The sequence below is a fragment of the Yersinia alsatica genome (assembly GCF_902170305.1).
GTDB lineage: Bacteria > Pseudomonadota > Gammaproteobacteria > Enterobacterales > Enterobacteriaceae > Yersinia > Yersinia alsatica.
Window position 1 is genome coordinate 312,462 of the sequence record NZ_CABHWW010000011.1, and the last position, 19,107, is coordinate 331,568.

Sequence of the window (19,107 nt, forward strand, 5' to 3'; positions counted from 1 at the left end):
AATGGGCATGTCACAAGCCATTGGAATTGTTGAATTAAGCAGTATCGCCAAAGGGATGGAAGTCTGCGATCTGATGCTAAAAAGTGCCAACGTCAACCTGCTGGTGAGCAAAACTCTGTGCCCCGGCAAGTATCTGCTGATGGTCGGCGGTGATATCGGCGCGGTCAGCCAGTCAGTACAAAATGGCGAGCGACACAGCGGCCATTTATTGGTTGATAGCATCGTGCTCCCCAACCTTCATCCCTCAGTATTACCGGCTATCAGCGGCTTGAATCCGGTGGAAAACCGTCAGGCGGCAGGGGTCGTCGAAACCTGGAGTGTGGCGGCCTGTATTACCGCGGCCGACCGCGCCGTCAAGGCCGCCAATGTCACGTTGGTGCGTATTCATATGGCGTTTGGCATTGGCGGCAAATGCTACCAAGTGCTCAGTGGTGATATTGCTGATGTGCAAACCGCCGTGGAGGTGGCCAGCCAGTGCGCCGGTGAAAAGGGATTATTGGTTTACAGCGCCGTTATCCCACGTCCCCATGAGGCGCTGTGGCGTCAGTTAATTCAGGAGGCATGATGGAAGCGAACAGCACCCCCGAGCGCGTGATTCAGGAATATGTTCCCGGTAAACAGATAACTCTCGCGCATCTGATAGCCAACCCCAATAAGACACTTTATAAAAAATTGGGGTTAAACGATGTCAGCAGTGCCATTGGTATTTTGACCATCACCCCCAGCGAAGCATCCATTATTGCCAGTGATATCGCCACTAAATCCGGTGCAGTCGAGATTGGTTTTATCGACCGTTTTACCGGCGCAGTGGTGTTTACCGGCGATGTTTCGGCGGTGGAGTATGCGCTCAAACAAGTGATTCACACCTTGGGTGACATGATGAAGTTTACTGCTTGCCCGATGACTCGGACCTGATGCCATGCAGCGCATCATGCTAATTGGCCCCAGTCAGTGCGGCAAAACCTCGCTGATTCAGCGCTTGCAGGGCGAGGCACTCAATTACCAGAAAACCCAGGCCATTATCTGGCAGGACAATGCCATCGACACGCCGGGTGAATATCTGGAAAACCGTTGTTTATACAGTGCCTTACTTGCCAGCGCTTGTGAGGCCGATGTGGTGGGATTGGTGCAAAACGCCGATGCCACACAAAGCTGGTTCGCCCCCATGTTGGCACAGGTTTTCAACAAACCGGTGGTCGGCATTATCAGCAAAGCCGACACCGTCAGCCACCCAGAGCAACTGGCGTGGGCCGCGGATTGCCTGACTCAGGCGGGCGCACCCCATATTTTTGTGACCTCGGCGCTGACTGGCGAGGGGTTAACTGACCTTATGACATTTTTGAATCATTCTGGAGAGTCGCATGCCCGGTAAGATTATGGCGATTAACGCCGGCAGTTCTTCGTTGAAATTTCAGTTATTTTCCATGCTAAATGCGCAAACTGGCCAAGGTGATGAGCAGGTACTGTGTCAGGGATTAATCGAGCGCATCGGCATGGATGATGCGGTGTTTAACCTGCGGGCTGGTGATGTGAAATGGCGGGAAACCCTGCCAATAGCCGATTGCCGCCAAGGTGCCGAACACCTGCTTAAGGCGCTTATCGAACACAATATTATTGATTCACTGGATGAAATCAGTGGCGTCGGCCATCGTGTCGCACACGGGGGCGAAGCTTTTGCCGATTCAGTGCTGATAACCCCGCAAGTGTTGGATAAAATTGAGCAACTTGGCACTCTGGCCCCGTTACATAACCCGGTTAATGCATTGGGTATCCGCGTGTTTCAACAAGCCCTGCCCCATGCCAGCGCAGTGGCGGTATTTGATACCGCATTTCACCAAACACTCAGCCAGACCTCTTATCTCTACCCGCTGCCGTGGCGCTACTATGAAGAGCTGGGCATTCGCCGCTATGGTTTTCACGGTACCAGCCATAAGTATGTCAGTGCGGTCTGTGCCGAACGTATGGGGCGGCCACTGGAGGAGTTGCGAATTGTTTCCTGTCATCTGGGTAACGGCTCCAGCATCTGCGCCATTGGCAATGGGCGCTCGGTGAATACCTCCATGGGCTTTACCCCGCAGGCGGGCATCATGATGGGTACCCGCAGCGGCGATATTGACCCCTCAATTCTGCCTTTTATTCAGCAAACCGAAGGCAAAAGTACGGCTGAAATTAACTATCTGATCAACAACCAATCCGGTTTGTTGGGTATCTCGGGGATCTCACATGATTACCGTGATGTGGAGCAAGCCGCTAGCAATGGTAACCCCCGCGCGGTGGTTGCTCTTGAGCTATTTGCCGAACGAATTCGTGCCGTGATTGGCAGCTATATTGTGCAGTTGGGCGGAATTGATGCGCTGATCTTTACCGGCGGAATTGGGGAAAATGCCCGCACTGCCCGTCAGCAAATATGCCGCGAATTGGCGTTTCTGGGAATTGAACTGGATGAAGAGAAAAACTTAAAAAATCAGTTTTTTATCCAACAGGATAATGCCCCAGTGCAAATTGCTATCGTCAATACCAATGAAGAATTAATGATTGCCCGTGATGTTCTGCGCGTGGCACTGCATCTGCCGGTACAACCGGCTCTCGCCATACAATGAGAAATAATATGAAAAGTGGGAAAGTTTGGCTGGTGGGCGCAGGGCCAGGGGATGCGGCGCTGATTACCGTAAAAGGATTACAGGCGATTCGTCGGGCCCAAGCACTGGTTTATGACCGTTTGGTCTGTGCCGAATTGCTGGCTGAAGCCCCAGATGGCTGCGAAATGATTAATGTCGGCAAAAATCCTAATCACCACTTAGTCCCACAGCCAGAGATTAATCAGATTCTGGTTGATTGCGCGCAGCGCGGATTAAATGTCGTGCGGCTCAAAGGCGGTGATCCTTATGTGTTTGGCCGCGGGGGGGAAGAAGCCGAGGCGTTGGCACTGGCCGATATTCCCTTTGAAGTGATACCGGGGATAAGCTCGGCTATTGGCGGGCTGGCCTATGCCGGGATCCCGGTAACTCATCGAGATTATGCCTCCGGTTTTCATGTGATAACCGGCCACTTGCGCCAAGGTAATGAGCCGCAAGATTGGGCCACACTCGCCAAATTGGAAGGTACGTTGGTTATCCTGATGGGGATGACGCAACTGGCGGCGATTTGCCAGCAATTGATCGCTGGAGGTAAAGCGCCAACCACCCCTGCCGCCGTGGTGATGTACGCCAGCCATCAGCAGCAGCAAGTCGCCAGCGGCACACTGCTCACTCTGGCAGACCAAGTTGCCGCGCAAGGTTTATCGGCCCCGGCTCTGATTGTTATTGGCGAGGTGGTGCGCCTGCGGGAGATACTGGCATTCACACCAGAAGTGTTGTCGCTAAACTCAATTCCCTCGCCTATGGTATTCTAAACGCACAAGCTAACTAAGGGTTTAATGTAGCGATGAGTGAGCATGGTGGGAATGTGCTGGAAATGGCACTAAAAATCGGGACAGATGCAGCGAACATCATTGATTTCAGTGCCAATATCAACCCGTTGGGTATGCCGGATTCTTTAAAGGTTGCCATTGTTGAACAGTTAGCCCGTGCTGAACACTACCCTGATGTTGAGTACCGCCAATTGCACAGCGCACTGGCGCGCGCCCACCACTGCTGGCCGGAAAACATCATGGCGGGCAATGGTGCCACCGAATTGATTTATGCCATAGTAGAGTATCTGCAACCGCGAACAGCAATGCTGCTGACACCTGGCTTTGCGGAATACCGCCGTGCCCTGCATCGTGCGGGTTGTCAGATTCATGATTATGCAATGAGCGAAGCCGACGGCTATCAGCCCGATGAGCGCCTACTGAGCGTCTTGGAAAAACAGCGCCCTGATTGCCTGTTTCTGGCGACCCCCAATAACCCAACCGGCCTAATGCCAGATCCTGCGCTGTTGCAAGCCATTGTGCAGTGCTGCCATCAACGGCAAATCGCCCTGATTGTCGATGAAGCTTTTATCGACTTTCTGCCAGATGCGCCGGGGTTAACACCTCAATTGGCTGATTTCCCTCGCTTATATGTATTGCGCTCACTGACTAAATTTTTTGCCATTCCGGGATTGCGCCTGGGTTACTTGCTCAGCGGTGATCTGGCCGCTATCCGCCAGATGAAACAGCAGCGCGAGCCTTGGACTATCAATGCATTTGCGGCACTGGCGGGCGAGATTATTCTTGATGACCAACCTTATATTCAGGCCACTCATCAATGGCTGGAACAGCAGCAGCACTGGCTATATCAGGAATTGTGTCAGATAACGGCATTGCAGGTGTGGCAAGGTACGGCAAACTATATTTTCTTGCGCTGCCTGAGACCTGAAATTGACTTGCAGCCAGCACTATTACAGCACCATATTCTGATCCGCCATTGCGCCAATTACCCCGGTCTGACGCGCGACCACTACCGTGTCGCTATTAAAAGTGCGGCAGATAACCAACAGCTCATCACCGCCCTGCGGCAGGTTTTCAGCCATGGCTGAAGCCCGCTGCCCGGCCTCCTGTGGTGAGTTGATTCAGGGCTGGATACTGGGGGGTGAGAAGCTGATTTCCTGCCCGGTCAACTGGTTCAGCACCGTGTCCGTCAGCAACGGCGCGCCAAGTCAACATGAGCGGCCGCGCATGCGCCAGATGTTGGGGGCAGTACTGGCGCACTTCGGCCTGCCCGTGGAGATGGCCCGTGGCCTGCACATCAGTTTTGAGTCCACTATTCCAGTGGCAAAAGGGTTGGCTAGCAGTACCGCAGATATTGCTGCTACCGCGCTGGCTACTGCCCGTCATCTGGGAGAAACCCTCGATGAGGCGGCACTTGCTACCCTATGTGTTAATCTCGAACCCACTGACAGCACGTTATTTCAGCGACTAACCTTATTTGACCACCAGAGCGCCGCCACGCAAATTTCGTATGACTGGCAACCCAACCTAGATATTCTGCTACTGGAAAGTCCGCATATTCTCAGCACCGAAGACTACCATCGCCGTGATCGCCATACAGCATTATTGGCAAGTGCCGCCACGTTGGAGCAAGCATGGCAATTATTTGCGCAAGCCGCCGCCCAGCACGATTGCTCCTTGTTAGGTCAAGCCACCACCCTCAGTGCACGAGCCAGCCAGCATTTGTTGGTCAAACCCGACTTTGCAGCCTTGCTGGCATTAGTTGAGGAGCTGGATTTATATGGCCTGAATGTGGCCCACAGCGGCAGTGTGGTCGGCTTGCTATTAAACCGCCAACGTCATGATGTCGAAAAGTTATATTGGCAATTACAGCAACGCGGCATCACACAAAATTACCCACGCCAGCACCTATTAGCTATGGTACCTGGCGGAGTGCGTTAGTCAGATAAGCAGCTATTCAGTCCTACACCCTAGTTAAGCTTCCAAGCACTCACCAGACCATAATGTCCATGTAAATAGCATTGTTATTCCTCTTTTTACTACCATTTTTTTGTAACTCCCTTTGCCTTACCCCTCAGAATCATGACCCCAGTCACAAACAGGGAAAGCAGCTATTTTGTCCATGTAAATAGCATTCAAAGATATGGGGAAAATAGCTATCGGAGTATTAGAGTCCATCTACAGGAAATGTAGTGCAGATGTAAAATCTGATGCCTGTTAAATCTTCATTTTTTTAAAAACATAAATAAAACTCATGTAATAAAAGATAAGAATATTGCACCAGCACCTCAAGAAATAACGATAACCTCAACCTACACCCGCTCTTGGAGCCTTAGATGAAAAAATTGAGTGTAAAAACCTTACTGGCCGCCAGTTTGCTTAGCATGATGGTGTGCTCCGGCAGCGCACTGGCACAAGAAGTCGAAGTCGTTAATATCTCGAAAATCGCCGGGATGCCGTGGTTTAACCGCATGGGTGAAGGTGTGGAACATGCCGGTAAAGATCTGGGCATCAAAGCCTATCAAGTCGGCCCGTCCAGCACCGATGCGCCACAACAAGTTAAAATCATCGAAGATTTAATTGCCAAAAAAGTCAGCGCGATCAGCATCGTACCGAACGACGCCGATGTGCTGGAGCCGGTATTCAAGAAAGCCCGTGACGCCGGTATCGTGGTGTTAACCAACGAATCACCGGGGCAGCCAAGCGCCAACTGGGATATCGAAATTATCGATAACGCCAAATTCGCCGCAGATAACGTGGAAGAGATGGCTAAAGCTATGGGCGGCAAAGGCGGTTATGTTATTTATGTCGGCAGCCTGACCGTGCCACAACATAACCTGTGGGCCGATTTGTTTGTTAAATATCAGAAAGAGCACTATCCAGAAATGTTCGAAGTGACCAGCCGTATGCCTGTCGCCGAGAGTATTGATGACTCACGCCGCACCACACTGGATTTGATGAAAGCCCACAGTGACTTGAAAGGCATTGTCGCTTTCGGTTCACAAGGCCCAATTGGTGCTGGTCGTGCGGTGAAAGAGAAACGGGCGAAAAACAACGTGCATGTGTTTGGCATGATGATCCCATCTCAAGCGGCTTCACTGGTTAAAAGCGGTGATATCGCCATGGGCGTCACCTATGACCCAGGTTCTGCCGGTTACGCGCTGACAGCCGTGGCTGACAAAGTGCTGAAAGGCGAGAAAATCGAGACTGGCATGGAGATTCCAGGGGTGGGCAAAGCGGAAGTTGATCAGGATAAGCATCTGATTCAGTTCCACAATGTGCTGAGAGTGACCAAAGATAACGTCGATTCGCTGTATTGATTCTTTGTGTTATCGCAGAGCCGAGGATGGTCTTCGGCTCTGCTATTAATGCCCAACAGAATCACGAGGATGTAGGTATGCAGCCATTCATTACCCTGGAAAATATCAGTAAAACCTTTTATGGCGTCAAGGCGCTAAATAAGGTGGCTATGACCCTATTACCGGGTGAGGTTCATTGCCTCGCAGGGCAGAACGGTTGTGGCAAATCGACACTGATCAAGATTATCTCCGGTGTCTATCAACCCGATACTGATGCCGCAATGACTATCGATGGCAAAACCTACTCTACCCTGACGCCGATTGAATCCGTCCGTCTGGGGATTCAGGTTATTTATCAGGATTTGTCATTATTTCCGAACCTGACCGTGGCTGAGAATATCGCCATGAACCATTACCACCATCATCTGTGGGTGAACAAACGCCAGATGCGCGCGACTGCCGAGCGCGTCATCAACAGCATTGATGCCCATCTTGATCTGGATGAATTGGTTGAGAATTTACCTATTGCCCAAAAACAGTTGGTCGCCATTTGCCGCGCTCTGGCACAAGATGCCCGCCTGATTATTATGGATGAACCTACCGCCTCCCTAACCCGCCAAGAAGTTAACGGCCTATTGCGTGTAGTGCACGAGCTAAAATCACGCAATATCTGTGTGGTATTTGTTAGCCACCGCTTAAGTGAAGTGCTGGAGATTTCAGACCGTATCACGGTGTTGAAAGATGGTGATTGGGTCGGCACCTATCCGGCGGCTGAGGTGGATAACGCACGGCTGGCTTGGTTGATGACCGGCATGAAATTCGATTTTCAGGTATTGCCTCCCTATACTGCGGCCCGCCCGCCGGTACTGGCCGTAGAAGAACTTTCCCGCAGCAATGAATATCACAATATTTCACTGACTCTACACCCCGGAGAGATTGTTTCGTTGGTCGGTTTACTGGGTTCTGGTCGCACTGAGCTGTGTCTCAGCCTATTCGGTTTAACCACGCCAGAGTCGGGTACCATTCGTATTAATGATGAGCCGATGATTTTTGCCAGTAACCGTGATGCCATTGCGGCCGGGGTCGGTTATGTCTCGGAAGACCGAATGAGCACCGGGCTGATTATGGAGCAATCCATTCGCGACAATATCAGTGCCACGGTTTTGCACCGCCTGAAAAATACTTTCCACCTGATGCGCACTGAGCGCGTCGATACTCTGGTGGAAGATATGGTCAAACATCTGTCGATCAAAATCGGTAACAGTGATTTGCCGGTCAATACGTTATCCGGCGGGAATGCACAGCGCATTGCCATTGCCAAATGGCTGGCAACCGATCCGCAAATATTGATCCTCGACTCTCCGACCGTCGGGGTCGATATCGCTAACAAAGCCGGTATTTATAATATTATCAATGCACTGGCGGCACGGGGGATTGCGGTATTGATGGTATGCGACGAGATTGATGAAGCTTACTTTAACAGCCACCGTATTTTAGTCATGCGGTCCGGGCAGCTGGTGCAGGAGTTTTTGCCGGGCAACAGCAGCGAAGCAGCCATTGCGGAGGTAGTAAATGGCTAACCCCCATGCAGTTAATCAACCTGAGGTGGCTAAATCAGGTCTATTCAATAAAGAACAACTGAAACGCCATGAAGTGATGTTGGCTTTCACTATATTGATTATTTCGACTTATCTTGCTTTCACCAGCCCAGATTTTCTGACGCTCGCCAATATTTATGATTTGATAAATAACTATGCCATGTTAACTATTCTGGCTTGCGGGTTATTTATCGTCTTGATTTCTGGCGGTATTGATATTTCATTCCCGGCCATGACCATTATTTCGCAATATGTCATGGTGACCTTAATTGTGAAGTTTGGTGGCAATTTCCCGCTAGCTTTCGCGCTAGCGGGGGGGATTGGCTTATTACTGGGGCTGATAAATGCGCTGTTGGTTAATCGCCTGCGCGTACCATCCATCATTATTACCATTTCTACGCTGAATATATTCTATGGGTTATTGCTGTATCTCAGCCGGGGAGTCTGGCTGTATACCTACCCGGAATGGTTTGAACATGGGCCAATGTTATTTTCATTCACTGCCGCAGATGGCTATGACTATGGCCTTTCATTGCCTATCCTGACACTGCTGACCACCATTATTGTCACCGCCCTATTGATGACCCGCACCAGTATTGGCCGCCAAATTTATGCATTGGGTGGCAATCAGGAAGCCGCATCGCGCATGGGGTTCAGTATTCTCAAGCTGCAACTGTTTGTCTATGGCTATATGGGCTTTTTGTCCGGTATTGCTGGCGTGGTGCAATCCTATACCGTATTGACGGTGGCCCCCGATTCATTGCTCGGTTATGAGCTAACGGTGCTGGCAGCCGTCGTTCTGGGGGGGACCAGTATTGTTGGCGGGCGTGGCACCCTAACCGGCACCTTGCTGGGGGTGATTTTACTGGCGATATTGCAAAATGGCCTGAATTTACTGGGTATTTCGTCGTACTGGCATACCGTGGTTATCGGTTTGGTCATTGTTATCAGCATCAGTGTGACGGCCTGGGGCCAACGTCATAAGGTAGGGATATAACCATGTCGAAAACAACTCAATGTGATCATACCGAACGCTGGCTGGTCGCACTGTTGGTGCTGGTTGCGGTGGTATTCAGTGTGCTGATCCCGCAGGTTTTTTGGTCTGCAGCGAACTTCCAGTCCATTGCCTCACAAATCCCAGTGGCTGGAGTATTAACGCTGGCAATGGCTATCACTATGCTAACTGGCGGGATTAACTTATCAATTATTGCCACCGCCAATGCCAGTGCACTGGTGATGGCGTGGGTTTGCACCCATCTGGCACCCACGTTCAGTTCAATGATTTTAATGCTGCTGGCGGGGGCATCAGTCGCCTTAGTGGTCGGCCTGATTAATGGGATACTTATCTCGATTGTGCGGGTATCCCCTATTCTGGCAACGCTGGGCATCATGACCTTGCTCAAAGGTGTGAATGTGCTTATCTCCAAAGGCTCGGCTATTTCTAATTTTCCGAACTATGTATTGGCGCTGGATCGCAGCTATTTTCTCGGCATCCCAGTGCCGCTCTACCTGTTTGTTGCTGTGGCGGCGATTATCTGGCTAATACTGGCTAAAACCCCCTTGGGCCGCCAGATCTATCTGTCTGGCTCCAATGAAAAAGCCACCTTTTTCTCAGGGATTAATACTCGCCGCACGCTAATTTGGGTCTATGTAATTTCATCACTGTTGTGTGCGGTTGCTGCGCTGCTGATGATGTCAAAACTGAACTCGGCTAAAGCATCCTATGGCGAGTCACTGTTGCTTATCACTATTTTGGCCACGGTATTAGGTGGGGTAAATCCTGATGGCGGCTTTGGTAAGATTTTCGGGATTGTACTGGCGCTGTTCTTGCTGCAAATGCTGGAGAGTGGGCTGAATATCATGGGGGTCAGCAGTTATATCACCATGGCTTTGTGGGGTTCGTTGCTGCTGGCCTTTATCTTTATTAAAGGGGTTAATATGCCGGTGCTTCGCTTCTTGCGACCAGATAAACCGTCAAATTAAACACTATTCAGGACGGTCATAGACAACAAAAAGGCTGGTATTGATTACCAGCCTTTTTGATTTAACGCGGGTAAAAAATTACTTAACTTCACCCATCGCTTTCAGTTTTTTCGACAACTCACGACGTTCTTTAGACAGATCGGCGTTTTTGATGGTGTATTCATCAACACGATCTTCGTAAGCAGTACGCATATCAGCGATAATGGCCTGAATTTCTTCAATGCTCATACCTGGCTTGATGTAATCACTCAGGTTATCGAGCAACAGAACGCGTTTTTGGTTATCACGGATTTTCTTTTCGTTATCAACGATTTCACGCTGCAACTTGTTTTTGCGACGAAACATACGCACAAACTCCAAAACGTCCTGGAAAGTCGGCTTAATTGCATTATCCATTTTTACACCTTCACTTAAGTTTTACACAAATTCAATTGCTGGTGACCAGGCTACCTGCACCATACCGCTTTGCTGTACCTGGTGACAAGATTCATTGACTTATCTTACCTGCTTTACCCGCCAGACAGAAATTTCATCTACTTTAAACCCTAATTGATCACCGGCGCAGAGTCATATTAATCAGATCATCCAATTCCTCAAGCTGTTTGGTCAACTCCATACTCAACCAAACATAGCCATAAATCGGTGTTTCTATTTGCTGCTCCTGTGTAACAGCCAACATCAGGGATTTAAATTCAGTGGCAATCTCGCCCAACTCAGCGGCAACCTCCCGCTCGCGGGCCGGTGAGCCATCGCGCAAGCTGTCACTTAAGGTATTCAATGAGCGGATCGTCAGCAGTTGCGTACTGCGCAGCCCTTTAGCATTAAGCATAATAAAGTGGCTTTCCCGCGATGACCAGTAAGCATCCACCAGCAATTCCAGTGTGCAGATCAGATTGCGGCTTAATGTCTGAATAGCCTCAAAAACATCCTTATTAATATGGGATTCTTTGCTGGAGGGAGCAATCAGCGCGCGCATCTTCACTGACTGATTAAGCGCCGCTTTTAATTTAGGTTCTAAACGTGGACGTTCGACCACATTAGGTGACAGATAGGCGGCATAAATTTGGCTAATCGCACGCAAGTTATCACTCATTTGCATCCGCCAATGCGTAAAAGCCCGCTGCGGATAAATGCTGGTAAAAACCAACGCCAATAGTGAGCCAAAAATAACATCGCCACTGCGCCACAGTGCGGTATTCATATCCCCCGGTGCAGAACCACAGACCACTGCCAGTGTGATACCAATTAGCAGGGCCATATAAGGACGTTTGCCTAAGGTAAGATAGCCACATAGGAACATCACGACCCCGCACCATGCCAGCATGAGAGTCAAAGAGTAAGATTCAAGATACAGGGCGATCAAACCAGAAAGAGCACCAAAAACCGTGCCACCAATACGCTGCATCGCTCTGGGCAAAACATTGCCCCAATAAGATATCGGCCCCATGACCACCACCAAGGTGATCAGTGGCCAAGTGCCCTCAGGAACGGCCAACAAACGGATAATCATGAAGGTTAGGATAAACGCCAGCGTAATACGCAAAGCGTGAGTAATGCGGTAATGGGTGTAAATCAGGTTATCCAATGGCGATATTTTTTTATTCAGGCGCACAACATTCCTATTTCCAATAAGATGCCAAAGCCTAAGTCTAGCCGAATTATTACCGACTGACATTGAGTTAAAGACGGTGAAAAGTCATGAAGTTCTGCTGAGAGGAATAACTCGAAACAGCACCTCCCCGCCGGGTACAACTCGACGGGGAAATGAGCTTATTTAAAATCAACTGCCATTTGTTGTTGAATAGTCATGCCGGAGCTGGATTCCACACAACAAGCAATATAATCGGTGAAGCGTGGCGAGTGCGGCATGCCCAAGCTAAGCAGCCGTTCATTGCTAAAGCGCACGTTTAACATGGCAAAAGAGCCATATAACCGCATCGCTTTCAACATTAACCGCTCATTGCAGGGGCCAAAAATCCCTTTTAACTGATTTCTCATCTGCACCAAAGCACCATATTCTACCTGGCGATAATCCGTACCCATAGGTTTCTGTCTGGCAGCAGAAGACATGGCCTGATCAATTTCAGCAAAACTGACACTGTCCGTTGCTCCGGCAGAAATATGGTAGATATTTTCGGGTAAATTTGGGTGCAGCAAGATGCACAATAGAGCATCCGCGCAGTAATCAACCGGAATAACGTCAATATAATCATCCAGTGAACACATAAACTTGCGCAGCATTAGTGCCATGCGGAAGACCCAGAAAATACTACTGGAGGGCTGGCAACCTAAGCGCGTATGTCCGACCACAATAGATGGGCGGGCGAAGACCAATGGCAAGGTTGGGCATTGCTCCGCAAGCAGGCGCTCAATCGCCGATTTCGATTTGGTGTATTCCACCAAATGTGCGTCATCTTCTGCGGATAATACTCGCTCACTGACCAGAGTATCGGCATCAGGTGTGCAAGACATCGCGGTACCTACGTGAATAAATCGCTGCAAACCAGCAACTTGTGACATTCTTCTGCCAAAAGCTAGCGTGCCGTCAACATTCACTTTCCAGATGAGTGGGTTGTTGCCAAATGATGCCACTGCTGCACAGTTGATAACATGTGTCACGTCATCAATACGCGGATCATTAATAAAACTGTCCGGTGTCGCCAAGTCACCCAATAAAATATGGCTGGCATTTATTTTATTCAGTAGCGCATTAGGTAAATAAAATTTCGCCAGATTCTCTCGAATGCGAGTGACGCCCTGCTCCGGTGTATTAGCCCGTACAAGTAACAAGTAATTAAAATCTGAGTTCTCTAACAATAATTTTTCTAATACTGCGCCGCCCAAGAAACCTGTGGCACCGGTTAACAGAAGTGTTTTCACCATGAGTCCTACTATGATATTCAGTAGGCGGATTGTATGAATAGCTAAGTAAACGGCAGGTAAATATGAGTTAGATCGGCACATTTAGATAGAAACATAATTTTTTCAAAATATATCTTATGACTTTTTGGGTTAGCACCGCCTGATACACTGATGTTGCTATTCTGCCCAAAAAAGTGCCAGAGTGATGGTTACCACATGATTTTAATTAATATTTTATTTTTTAGTGACTATGGGGCGCGTCCGCCTCTTTCTGAAAGACATCCAACCACTCACGTCATCAAAAACCGGGGAGTGAAATCTTTGAGCTAGAATTTGATGCCAAAATTAGAGGGGCATATTCTCTCTAGAGTGGTGACAAGCATTCGTCAACCAGCAGATACTTAGTTATTAAACTAACGACTATAAGCGAGACTTTTAACATTAATATTCACATAACTGACCAATGTATTTATAAAAGGGAATTTACTATAGGCCGAACTCATTTACGTAATTTTCGCAATACACAGTAAATACTCAATAATGATTTTTATGGACCACAACCCGCACATGCAATATTGCAACATATTTCACAACAATCAATTTCTTCAGAGGACGGGGACTCAACTACTATTGGTGTTGGTAATAAATCACTAGGGTTATTTAACTCTACATCCTGACTAAAAGTAAAAAAAGATGACATCATTAACGCGAGAACTAGCATAACTCTTTTCATAAAACCTCCATAACTCCGCTGTAAGGTGATGCGAAAACATACGAAAGCGATACCAACAATAATAAATAACACGTTGAAATTTAATATAAAAATCCATATTTCGTATCGCCTTGATTTTGCCCTACGATAGGTAAATACCCTTTTATAAACACCTTGATAATAAATGTAACAATAATAAATCCCACGATGAAGCAATAGAGTTACCTTCGCTATCAACAAGGAACCGCATCTCTTCCATTATGTATATCCTGTAGATAATAAGCTCGAGGATGTTACCAATTAAACATTATGATTAAAGACGATGATAATTAATTGTCAAGTTTACTAATCAGACCAACTAATTTAATTTAAATAAATCACTATAACTAATAACTTGCAATTTAATTAAATATTATTTATTGGGGAGAATTGATTATGCTAATAAAATTAGCCTTTTTACCCTAGTCTATCGTCTGATATTAAGGCTATTATCTTTACTTAGTTCGTGGCGATAGAGTGATGCAGTACTTTATGAAATATTCATATTAATCAGAGGTAAAATCAGGGTTATCATTGATATCCGCCAAATTAAAGCGCAATAGCCTCAATAATTGAGATATAGAGCCCGGCATCTATAGAATGGTTAGTTCTTAGACTGGCCGGGCAACGAGTGTTTATCTCAAATTAATGAGACATTATATGCGGTTAGAAATTGAATTTAACCCCTAACATCATTGACGTATCGCTGTAGCCTTTATTGCCAACTTGCTGGCCAACATTACCCCAGACATTCACCTTTTTGCTCAACTGGCCTTCAACACCCAGTTTCAGCTCACCAATATTGGCGGCTCCCGCCTGCTTCACCGTCATGCCATCCATGGTGGTGCCAAAATCTTTGGTGTTATGGATCCAGTTAGCTTCGACAAATGGTTGGAACACGCGATCCTTACCTTTATCTTGATCCGCATAACCGCTCATAAAGGCTCTCACCCCAAGGCGGGTCTGTATATTGCCGTTACCTTCACCGGATACATTAGTCCCATTGGCTTCTTTATGGTCATCAGCTTTCACTCCCATCCATGTGACCTGGGCTTTAGGCTGAATAAAGTAGCTAGCGTTTTTCGCTACATTTTCGCCAACTTTAAAGGTATAGCCGCTTTCCACCGAGGCCGTTACCCCTTTGGATTTGTACTCTTCAACAGCTAAATCCTGACCATTGACGGTGTTATTAAACCAGCTGTATTGCGCCCAACTGTCTACATACAGGCCAGTTTTATCTGCGCTATTGGCATACCAAGTGCCATAGAGACCGGTGCTGTAGCCATCCACTGAGGCGCGGGCGCTATAACCTGATAAACGCGATTCGGTGGTACTTTTGCTGTTACCATAACCGGCCATGATCCCCAAATGGAAACGATCCAACCCGTCATTGCTCCACTGGGCAATATCACCGCCCAGTTGCATCACATAGCGGTTACTCTGGGTCCCTAATTGATCTTGAGTATCGCGGAAACGGTTATGGCCACCTTCGCTACGTAGCCACATACTGGTGACCTTCTGCTCGCCAGTCAGGGCATCAATATATTGGGTTTCACCCAGTCGGTCATGCAGACGAGTGACAAACATGTTATTAGCTGCCGCGAGGTTGGCACTGTAACCACTGGCTTCCGGGCGCTCAATCATCACTGGCGAAGGTTCGCCCGGAGAACCTGGACTACCCGGCCCCTCTGCCGGCATAGTATTATTCAGATACCAATTAGCTTCATTGCTGCCAATTCCGCGCTCTAAATAGTAATCATAGGCACCGGCGACAATGCGCCCATTCTGGATAAACTCACCATCAGAAACACCTGCAACCGTGATCAACTCGATCCCGTTCAGGGTATAAGCGCCGCTACCACCTGCATTAGTTACCGTAACCAGAGTGGTGCCGGAGGTATTCCCCTCAACCACCAGCTTATCGGTCGCCGAGGTGTCATCACTCAACAAAGTATTGAAATTCAGCTGACCATTATTGCCGGTATAATCACCCGCAATAGTTAAAATCGTGCCCGGAACACTGCCAAAATTTAAGTCTCCGGAGTGATTCAAACTACCCATAGTTTGGCTATAGCCGCGCAAGTCCAAAGTACCGCCGCTCTTAGTGATATAATTCGCATTACGGCTGAAAGCTCCTGTGGTACCGGCTGCCAATGTGCCGCCATAGATTGTCGTCGCACCAGAATAATCGCTAAGGCCGCTCATCGCGGTGGTACCGCTATACACATCTATATTGCCCACACCACTGATTGCAGGGGCGAAGGTATATGAACCGGCGGTATCGGTATGATTGAAATTAATTTGACCATTACCATCACCAAAAGTGATGGATGTGGTATCCAGTGTGCCTGCTGTACTGGCCCCCTCTCCTGCCGCCGAACCGATATTTAAAGTTCCAGAACTGCCCGCATATCTTGCAATAACTAAGCTTGAAGCTGAAACCTCACCATTATCAGTGATCGTTAGTGTGCCAGCCCCTGTAAGGCCCAAATAGAGAGCATCAGTATTGTTCCATTGAGAGCCGATACCGGATACGGTCGCCGTACCATGTCCTGCAGCATTAGCGCCGATATAACCGATACCTTCGTTAGCAACGACACCACCAGCCAGAATATCGAATATGCCGGTACCACTTACGCCGACAATAAATCTTTCTGAACTCTTCATGATGGAACCTACCCCTGATAGCGTCGCTATACCTGAGGAGCCTGCATAGCTACCTATATCAATTCGCCGACCACTCGACTCGCCACCATCGGTAATATTGAGTATGCCAGTACCGTATAAACCAACAATGATAGATCCGCTGTTAACATCTAATTTTGAGCCTGCTCCAGAGACCGTGGCAATACCACGAACCCCAACTTCATTACCAATAAAAACGCCATCATTACCATTAATAAAAGCCGCGTCAGGGCCACTGGATAAAACCCCTCCATCGGTAATATTTAAGGCACCATTACCTTCATGGCCAACAAATATCTGACTGCCATCATGGTTCCAGGATGAACCTGGCCCTGATATATTAACCTCGCCAGAGCCATTGGCCCGACCGATATAGGCATAACCACTATTCGTTACGCTGCCACCATTGAAAATATTTAATGTCCCGCTGCCAATATCGCCAATATCAATGTCGCCAATAATATCCCATGGTGAAGGCTGTGTGTCTGGCACGGTGACGATATCACCACCATCAATGATGGTTACGGCACGCGCAGGTATTGCCATCATGAACATGGCATTGATAAAAATGGCGATGATTAATTTGCCATTTTTTAATGCAGCTGATTTTTGTATAGCCGATGAGAGCACCGAGACTTTTCCTGGAAAAGCCTTAGCGGTAAATCCACGTATTTTAGTCATATCAAAATATCCTGGTGTAGTATTTTTACTTAAAAATCAAAATGTTAATAACAAACAAAAGTTAATGTATTTATATTTTTTATACTTGCACTAAATTTGAGGGTATTTGATATGGGTTTTAATGCTGCGTATATAGGATTGGATGTAGCATTGAATGGGAATATTCTTACAAGCAAGCCATCACTCTCGGAGGGCTCAAGTGGGCCAGTTTGTTTTTATTTGGTAAGATGCATTTCAGATGAGAGAATCACGCATAAATACAATTATTAAGGCATTGTTTTAAATAAAATTTATTTTAAATGGACGATGTCATAATTTGAGAGGCTAATTCAGGCAATGCCAGACAACCGCACACAACCGACTTTCTATATTCATGATTATGAAACCTTTGGCCAGCGCCCTGCATTGGACAGACCGGCACAGTTCGCGGGAGTGCGTACTGATTTGGATTTCAATATCATCGAAGAGCCACTGGTGATTTACTGCAAACCCGCAGATGACTATCTGCCGCAGCCTGAAGCGGTGATGATTACCGGAATTACCCCGCAGCATGCTTTAGCCAATGGGGTCAATGAAGCCGAGTTTGCCCGCCAAATTCATCAGGCATTCAATGTGCCCGGCACCTGCATTCTTGGGTACAACAATATTCGTTTCGATGATGAAGTTAGCCGCAATATTTTCTATCGCAATTTTTATGACCCTTATGCCTATAGCTGGCAAGGTGGGAACTCCCGTTGGGATTTGCTGGATGTGATGCGCGCCTGCTATGCCTTGCGTCCAGAAGGTATTGTCTGGCCGGAAAATGAAGATGGCCTGCCGAGCTTCAAATTAGAGCATTTGACCAAAGCCAATGGTGTCGAGCATTTGCATGCCCATGATGCGATGTCTGATGTGCACGCCACGATTGCCATGGCAAAGTTGGTTAAGCAGGCACAACCGAGATTATTTGATTACCTATACCAACACCGCAGCAAACATAAAATAAATGCATTGATTGATATCGCAAATATGACGCCACTGGTTCATGTATCTGGCATGTTTGGCGCCGCACGCGGTAATACCAGTTGGGTGGCGCCGCTGGCATGGCATCCCGACAATAAAAATGCGGTGATTATGTGTGACCTGGCGGGGGATATGTCGCCGTTACTCTCGCTGGATAGCGACACGCTGCGCGAGCGTCTGTATACCCGCCGCGATAAACTCAATGCTGAAGACGCCGCAGTGCCACTGAAGTTAGTGCATATCAATAAATGCCCGGTACTGGCACCGGCTAAAACCCTGCTGGCTGAGAATGCCGAACGATTGGGTATTGATCGCCAGCGCTGTCTGGAAAATCTCCAACTACTGCGGCAAAACCCGCAAATCCGCGAAAAAGTCGTGGCACTGTTTGCGGAAGCCGAGGCTTTTGTGGCTTCTGATGATGTGGATGCTCAACTGTATAATGGCTTTTTCAGTGATGCAGACCGCGCCACCATGAAAATTATTCTGCAAACTGAGCCGCAAAATCTACCGGCGCTGGATCTCACATTCCAAGATCCACGGCTGGAGGCGCTGTTGTTCCGTTTCCGCGCCCGCAATTACCCGAATACCTTGACCGACAGTGAGCAACAGCGCTGGTTAGAGCATCGCCGCGCAGCACTTAGCCCAGAGAGAGTGCAAGACTACGTGCTGCAACTGGAGCAATTCTACAACCAGTATGAAGACGACAAAGAGAAGCTGGCACTGCTGAAAGCGCTATTTGAATATGCCAGAGGTTTGGTGAGCTAATCCCATCGGTAAACATCAGCCAATAAAAAACGGAGCCATTTGGCTCCGTTTTTCGTCAGCAATAACAGACTA

The 19,107-nt window shown here is 48.1% G+C and carries 17 protein-coding genes; 12 read left to right on the plus strand and 5 right to left on the minus strand.

Annotated features, from left to right (window positions below):
* Positions 1 to 7 precede the first annotated feature (7 nt).
* From FTA96_RS08230 to FTA96_RS08285, 11 genes are all read left to right on the plus strand, one after another.
* A complete protein-coding gene (locus tag FTA96_RS08230; protein ID WP_050134608.1) occupies positions 8 to 565 on the plus strand; it encodes a BMC domain-containing protein in 558 nt (185 codons plus the stop codon).
* Positions 565 to 915 carry a propanediol utilization microcompartment protein PduU gene (gene pduU / locus FTA96_RS08235; protein WP_145573658.1) on the plus strand — a complete coding sequence of 117 codons (351 nt, stop codon included), beginning with the start codon at positions 565 to 567 and terminating at the stop codon, positions 913 to 915. Before FTA96_RS08230 ends, pduU begins: the two co-directional genes overlap by 1 nt.
* A gap of 4 nt (positions 916 to 919) precedes the next feature.
* Complete coding sequence (locus FTA96_RS08240; protein WP_050106811.1) at positions 920 to 1,372, plus strand: EutP/PduV family microcompartment system protein; 453 nt, start codon at positions 920 to 922, stop codon at positions 1,370 to 1,372.
* Positions 1,362 to 2,600, plus strand: coding sequence for an acetate/propionate family kinase (locus FTA96_RS08245; RefSeq protein ID WP_145573569.1), 1,239 nt, complete (start codon positions 1,362 to 1,364; stop codon positions 2,598 to 2,600). The genes FTA96_RS08240 and FTA96_RS08245 overlap by 11 nt, the downstream gene beginning before the upstream one ends.
* Before the next feature lie 8 nt (positions 2,601 to 2,608).
* Positions 2,609 to 3,391 carry a uroporphyrinogen-III C-methyltransferase gene (gene cobA, locus FTA96_RS08250; RefSeq protein ID WP_050106813.1) on the plus strand — a complete coding sequence of 261 codons (783 nt, stop codon included), beginning with the start codon at positions 2,609 to 2,611 and terminating at the stop codon, positions 3,389 to 3,391.
* A 32-nt stretch (positions 3,392 to 3,423) separates the two neighbouring features.
* Positions 3,424 to 4,497, plus strand: coding sequence for a threonine-phosphate decarboxylase CobD (gene cobD, locus FTA96_RS08255; protein ID WP_145573571.1), 1,074 nt, complete (start codon positions 3,424 to 3,426; stop codon positions 4,495 to 4,497).
* Positions 4,490 to 5,350 (plus strand): GHMP family kinase ATP-binding protein, encoded by an 861-nt coding sequence (locus tag FTA96_RS08260; RefSeq protein ID WP_145573572.1) that lies wholly within the window; start codon positions 4,490 to 4,492, stop codon positions 5,348 to 5,350. Before cobD ends, FTA96_RS08260 begins: the two co-directional genes overlap by 8 nt.
* 443 nt (positions 5,351 to 5,793) lie before the next feature.
* Complete coding sequence (locus FTA96_RS08270) at positions 5,794 to 6,729, plus strand: autoinducer 2 ABC transporter substrate-binding protein (protein ID WP_235895492.1); 936 nt, start codon at positions 5,794 to 5,796, stop codon at positions 6,727 to 6,729.
* A 77-nt stretch (positions 6,730 to 6,806) separates the two neighbouring features.
* On the plus strand, positions 6,807 to 8,288 hold the full coding sequence (locus FTA96_RS08275; RefSeq protein ID WP_050151391.1) for a sugar ABC transporter ATP-binding protein: 1,482 nt from the start codon (positions 6,807 to 6,809) through the stop codon (positions 8,286 to 8,288).
* Positions 8,281 to 9,303 carry an ABC transporter permease gene (locus FTA96_RS08280; RefSeq protein WP_072077535.1) on the plus strand — a complete coding sequence of 341 codons (1,023 nt, stop codon included), beginning with the start codon at positions 8,281 to 8,283 and terminating at the stop codon, positions 9,301 to 9,303. The genes FTA96_RS08275 and FTA96_RS08280 overlap by 8 nt, the downstream gene beginning before the upstream one ends.
* Before the next feature lie 2 nt (positions 9,304 to 9,305).
* Positions 9,306 to 10,289 (plus strand): ABC transporter permease, encoded by a 984-nt coding sequence (locus FTA96_RS08285; protein WP_145573574.1) that lies wholly within the window; start codon positions 9,306 to 9,308, stop codon positions 10,287 to 10,289.
* A 78-nt stretch (positions 10,290 to 10,367) separates the two neighbouring features.
* Here the strand turns inward: FTA96_RS08285 and tmaR are convergent, their stop codons facing one another.
* From tmaR to FTA96_RS08310, 5 genes are all read right to left on the minus strand, one after another.
* A complete protein-coding gene (gene tmaR / locus FTA96_RS08290) occupies positions 10,368 to 10,685 on the minus strand; it encodes a PTS system regulator TmaR (protein WP_004711143.1) in 318 nt (105 codons plus the stop codon).
* Between the two features lie 157 nt (positions 10,686 to 10,842).
* On the minus strand, positions 10,843 to 11,901 hold the full coding sequence (locus FTA96_RS08295; RefSeq protein WP_145573576.1) for an FUSC family protein: 1,059 nt from the start codon (positions 11,899 to 11,901) through the stop codon (positions 10,843 to 10,845).
* A gap of 158 nt (positions 11,902 to 12,059) precedes the next feature.
* Positions 12,060 to 13,169, minus strand: coding sequence for an SDR family oxidoreductase (locus FTA96_RS08300; RefSeq protein WP_050106885.1), 1,110 nt, complete (start codon positions 13,167 to 13,169; stop codon positions 12,060 to 12,062).
* Between the two features lie 529 nt (positions 13,170 to 13,698).
* Positions 13,699 to 13,884, minus strand: a complete 186-nt coding sequence (locus tag FTA96_RS08305; protein WP_145507244.1) for a Heat-stable enterotoxin — start codon at positions 13,882 to 13,884, stop codon at positions 13,699 to 13,701.
* Positions 13,885 to 14,568: 684 nt separating this feature from the next.
* On the minus strand, positions 14,569 to 17,268 hold the full coding sequence (locus tag FTA96_RS08310; RefSeq protein ID WP_235897450.1) for an autotransporter outer membrane beta-barrel domain-containing protein: 2,700 nt from the start codon (positions 17,266 to 17,268) through the stop codon (positions 14,569 to 14,571).
* Between the two features lie 336 nt (positions 17,269 to 17,604).
* On the opposite strand from FTA96_RS08310, the gene sbcB reads away from it, so the two are divergent.
* Complete coding sequence (gene sbcB, locus FTA96_RS08315) at positions 17,605 to 19,035, plus strand: exodeoxyribonuclease I (protein WP_134957484.1); 1,431 nt, start codon at positions 17,605 to 17,607, stop codon at positions 19,033 to 19,035.
* Positions 19,036 to 19,107: the final 72 nt, after the last annotated feature.

Coding starts and splice junctions, on each gene's coding strand:
- FTA96_RS08230 (WP_050134608.1), top strand. CDS start 8: ATGTCACAAGCCATTGGAATTGTTGAATTAAGCAGTATCGCCAAAGGG.
- pduU (WP_145573658.1), top strand. CDS start 565: ATGGAAGCGAACAGCACCCCCGAGCGCGTGATTCAGGAATATGTTCCC.
- FTA96_RS08240 (WP_050106811.1), top strand. CDS start 920: ATGCAGCGCATCATGCTAATTGGCCCCAGTCAGTGCGGCAAAACCTCG.
- FTA96_RS08245 (WP_145573569.1), top strand. CDS start 1,362: ATGCCCGGTAAGATTATGGCGATTAACGCCGGCAGTTCTTCGTTGAAA.
- cobA (WP_050106813.1), top strand. CDS start 2,609: ATGAAAAGTGGGAAAGTTTGGCTGGTGGGCGCAGGGCCAGGGGATGCG.
- cobD (WP_145573571.1), top strand. CDS start 3,424: ATGAGTGAGCATGGTGGGAATGTGCTGGAAATGGCACTAAAAATCGGG.
- FTA96_RS08260 (WP_145573572.1), top strand. CDS start 4,490: ATGGCTGAAGCCCGCTGCCCGGCCTCCTGTGGTGAGTTGATTCAGGGC.
- FTA96_RS08270 (WP_235895492.1), top strand. CDS start 5,794: ATGATGGTGTGCTCCGGCAGCGCACTGGCACAAGAAGTCGAAGTCGTT.
- FTA96_RS08275 (WP_050151391.1), top strand. CDS start 6,807: ATGCAGCCATTCATTACCCTGGAAAATATCAGTAAAACCTTTTATGGC.
- FTA96_RS08280 (WP_072077535.1), top strand. CDS start 8,281: ATGGCTAACCCCCATGCAGTTAATCAACCTGAGGTGGCTAAATCAGGT.
- FTA96_RS08285 (WP_145573574.1), top strand. CDS start 9,306: ATGTCGAAAACAACTCAATGTGATCATACCGAACGCTGGCTGGTCGCA.
- tmaR (WP_004711143.1), bottom strand. CDS start 10,685: ATGGATAATGCAATTAAGCCGACTTTCCAGGACGTTTTGGAGTTTGTG.
- FTA96_RS08305 (WP_145507244.1), bottom strand. CDS start 13,884: ATGAAAAGAGTTATGCTAGTTCTCGCGTTAATGATGTCATCTTTTTTT.
- FTA96_RS08310 (WP_235897450.1), bottom strand. CDS start 17,268: ATGACTAAAATACGTGGATTTACCGCTAAGGCTTTTCCAGGAAAAGTC.
- sbcB (WP_134957484.1), top strand. CDS start 17,605: ATGCCAGACAACCGCACACAACCGACTTTCTATATTCATGATTATGAA.